Here is a 4058-nt window from a genome sequence, read left to right as displayed (position 1 = left end):
GGTTCCACCGGGGGAAGTAGCGGCGGCAGCAGCGGTGGAGGCAGCAGCGGTGGAGGCAGCAGCGGTGGCGGCTCGGGGTCGGGCTCGGGGATCAACTACACCGACGGCGCCGGAGGGAGCACTTTCGACTTCAGCAAGGCGACGACAGGTGTGGTGGTCAACCTCTCGACCGGTACCTTCACCACCTCCACCGGCGTGGCGGTGCCCGCCGGGACTGCGCTGGTCGGGGGCAAGTCCGCAAGCCTCAGCGGGGTCACCGAGGTCATCGGCGCCTCGGTGGGCGGCAACGTCTTCGTGGTCGGGCCGGGCGGGATGATCATCGACGGGGGCACGGGCCCGGGCAACACGGTCACCTTTGCCGGGGCCCCGGCCGGGGTCGTGTTCGACCTCAGCAACCCCGGCGGCCCGGGGGTCGCCTTCGGCGGATACAACTCGTACACGCCGGGATCGACGAGCAACGCCGCCGTGGTGCTCCTCAACATCCAGAACATCATCGGCAGCGCCGGAGACGACAACTTCATCCTGGGCCCGGGCACCTACAACCTGGACGGCGGGGGCGGAAGCGACAGCCTCGACCTCAGCAAGGCGCCGGCGGGGGTCACCGTCGACCTCAACCAGGGCGTGGTGAGCGGGGGATGGGGCAATGCCGGCAAGATCACCGGGTTCTCGTCGGTGATCGGCTCGGCCTACAACGACACCATCATCGGCGCCTCGTCGGGCTCGGGCACCCTGATGGGCGGCGCGGGTGACGACACCTTCGTCCTGATGGGCGGCAACGAGACGATCGACGGGGGCACGGGCAACAACACCATCGACCTGTCGAGGCTCCCGGGCCAGGCCACCCTCAGCCTGGCCGAGTCCACGCCCCAGAGCACGGGCGCCGGGACCATCTCGGTCGTCGTCGGGACCATCGAGAACGCCATCGCCTCCCAGGGCGGCAGCTACCTCACGGGTGGGCCCGGCAACGGGGTCCTGACCGGCGGTCCGGGCACCGACACGCTCGTGGCCGGGTCCGGGACCTACACGCTCAACTCGGGGTCGGGCCCGTCGACCCTCATCGGCGGAGCGGGCACCGACCTCATGAACGGCAGCGCCGCCGGATCGACGTTCGTCCCCGGCTCGGGCAAGGACACCATGAAGGGGTCCGACACGGCCAGCAACACGCTGGACCTGAGCAAGGCTCCGACCGGCGCCCAGGTCAACCTGTCCGGGTCGGCGTACAAGACGGCGGGTGGCCAGAGCCTGCCCGTCCACACCGTGACCGGGGCATGGGGCGGCACCGCCACCCTCAGCAACATCGAGAACATCATCGGCAGCCCCCAGGCCGACGTCCTCGTCGGGGACGGCCAGGGCAACAACATCAACGGCGGCGGCGGCGACGACCTGATCGTCGACCTCGGCAGCGGGGACACCCTCTCGAGCGGGCCGGGCAACACGACCTTCGTCGTGGGCGGCCCGGGCAACAACACCGTGCACGGTGGCACCGGGTCGAACACCGTCGACTTCTCCACCGCCCCGGCGGCGGTGAACGTGAACCTGTCCACCGGTCAGGCCACGGGCGGCTGGGGTGGGACACAGACGATCAGCGGCGTCCAGAACATCATCGGCACGGCCACGTTCAACGACGTCCTCAAGGCCGGCTCGACCGGCGGCACCATCACCGCCGGCAATGGCAACGACCTGATCGTCGGCAGCACCGCCGGCCACGACACGCTGATCGGCGGTTCAGGGGACGACACGTTCATCTGCGGAAGCGGCGGCTCCGAGGTCGTCCGCGGCGGCACCGGGAACAACACGATCTTCTGCCGCAACGGGCTGACCGACAAGATCGACGGCGGGAGCGGCTTCAACCAGGCCCAGGTGGACCCGTCCGACAACGTCACCCGGATCGAGGAGTTCCTGCCCTGATGCCTTCGACCGTGGTTCTCAGGGAGCCGGAGCTCCAGGTCCTGCCCGGCCAGGAGGTGACCTCCGAGGTCGGGGTCCTCAACACGAGCGACATCGTCGAGCAGTTCAACCTCGACGTCGTCGGCCTGCCGGAGGGGTGGGCCACGGTCGAGCCACCCTCGGTGTCCCTGTTCCCCGGGGCCAACGAGACCGTCCTGGTCCGGCTCCACCCCCCGGACGAGCCGACGACCGAGGCCCGGATCCACCCCTTTGCCGTACGGGTGGTCCCCACCAACGCCCCGGGCGCCTCGTGCGTCGAGGAAGGGCGCCTCACCGTCGAGGAGAGCATCCAGCTCGCGACCGAGCTGCTGCCCGAGGTGGCCTTCGGCCGCCTCCGCGGCAAGCAGGTGCTGGCGATCGACAACCGGGGGAACATCCCGGCCGAGGTCTCCATCGTCGGAACCGATGCGGCCGGAGCGGTCCGCATCCTGGCCGAGCCTCCGCAAGTGGTCGTGCCTTCGGGCCGCACCCAGCTGGTCCAGATCCGGATCAAGCCGGTCCAGCGGATCTTCCGCGGGCCCATGCGGCACCGGCAGTACACCGTGGTGGTCAACCCGGTGGGCGGCGAGCCGGTCGACACCGACGGGGTCCTGACCCAGCGACCCCTTCTCCCCAAGGGGGCGGCCATCCTCGGGATCGCTGCCGCATTGGCGGGTCTGTGGCTCCTGCTCCTCAAGCCGGCCATCAAGAACACCGCCGTCCAGGGTGCCAACACCGCCCTCACCCAGCAGAGCGCCCAGACCCAGGCCCTCTCGGCCCAGGTGGCCAACGTCAACAAGCAGGTCACGGCCCTGTCAACCACCACGACCACGGTCCCGACCACCACCACGACGTCCAGCACGACGACCACCACGACACTGCCCCCGACGACCACCACCACCGTGGCCCCTCCCACCACGACGACCAAGCCCTTCCAGGGCCAGCTCGAAACGGTCGTGCAACCAGGCGCCACCGGGTCGCATTCGTTCACCGTGCCGACCGACGACTCGGTGTCACTGTCGAGCGTGCTCGTCCAGAACGTGGCGAGCACGCGGGGAGTGGCGAGGCTCGAGGAGCTGGTTCCGGGTCAGCCTCCTCAGACCGTCCTGGCCCTGAACCTGGCCAACCTCAACGCCCAGAGCTTCCCACTGTCGCCGCCGCTGGCCCTGGCCGGGGGCAACGTGCTCTCCCTCGTCGTGTCCTGCAACGGCAACCAGCCCGCGTGCGACGTGTCGATCTCCTACGGCGGCCAGATCACCCAGCCCGTGAGCGGGTCGGGATCGACGGGAGGGTCCGGTTCGTCCCAGCCGGCGTCGACGGGACCCTCGTCGACGGGATCGTCGTCGACCGGCTCCTCGTCGACCGGAACGACGTCCTCCTCCCCGGGCTCGGGCCCGTCGGGTTCGCCGAGCGCCGCGTCCGGCTCGGGCGGTTAGTCAGCAATTGGACGGAGCGCGCCCCCGCGCGCACCCCACGCCCCGGCACATTGGTGCACAGAGTGACTCCCAAACTCCTAAGGAACCGCGCCCGGTGGACGACTGAGGAAGCGCACTGGTGGCGAGGGGCGGGAGCACACCACGTTGACGGAGCAGATCGGGCCACGGGTCAGCGACCTCGGATGGGAGCCTCCGGCTCGAACGGAGTCGGGCGGGTCCCGCCCGGTGCTCCCCGCGTCTCCGGAAGCCGGGCCCGTGCCGGTCCGGGGCCTGGTCCGGCGCCGGCTGGTCGACGCCTTCACCGAGCTGCCCGGTCCGAAGCGAGCCGGGGTGGTCGTGGCCCCGGCCGGGCACGGCAAGACCACCCTGCTCTCCCATCTGGCGGCCACCTTCGAGGGCCCGGTCCGCTGGCTCACGTGTGAGCGCCGCGACGCCGTCCCTGCCGTGCTGCTGGCCCGGCTGGGCGCCCTGCTCGGGGACCTGGTGGCGGGGGACACCGCGGCGGGAGGGGCCGGTCGGCTCGGCCCCGACGAGCTCTTCGCCGCCCTGGAGGAGGGCCGGCACCAGCCTGCGCTCCTGATCGTCGACGACGCCTATCTCCTCGGTGACGGTCCGTCGGTCGAGGTCATCGGCCGGCTGATGTCGCATTCGGCCCCCCGGCTCTCGGTCCTCAGCGCGTCCCGGGAGGCGCTGCCC

At 71.0% G+C, this 4058-nt stretch carries 3 protein-coding genes; all 3 read left to right on the top strand.

Features of this window, described 5'->3' with window-relative positions; translation table 11 throughout:
* Positions 1-1908 (top strand): calcium-binding protein (locus tag VFW24_03560; protein ID HEX5265827.1); only part of this gene is annotated, 1908 nt, incomplete at its 5' end.
* Positions 1908-3362 (top strand): hypothetical protein, encoded by a 1455-nt coding sequence (locus VFW24_03555; GenBank protein HEX5265826.1) that lies wholly within the window; start codon positions 1908-1910, stop codon positions 3360-3362. The genes VFW24_03560 and VFW24_03555, both read left to right, overlap by 1 nt.
* 255 nt (positions 3363-3617) lie before the next feature.
* Positions 3618-4058 (top strand): hypothetical protein (locus VFW24_03550; GenBank protein ID HEX5265825.1); only part of this gene is annotated, 441 nt, incomplete at its 3' end.

Source organism: Acidimicrobiales bacterium (genome assembly GCA_036273495.1).
GTDB lineage: Bacteria > Actinomycetota > Acidimicrobiia > Acidimicrobiales > JAJPHE01 > DASSEU01.
This window is presented reverse-complemented; position numbering and strand designations above follow the sequence as displayed.

Excerpts from the sequence above, each read along its gene's own strand:
- VFW24_03555 (HEX5265826.1), top strand. The coding sequence starts at position 1,908 with ATGCCTTCGACCGTGGTTCTCAGGGAGCCGGAGCTCCAGGTCCTGCCC.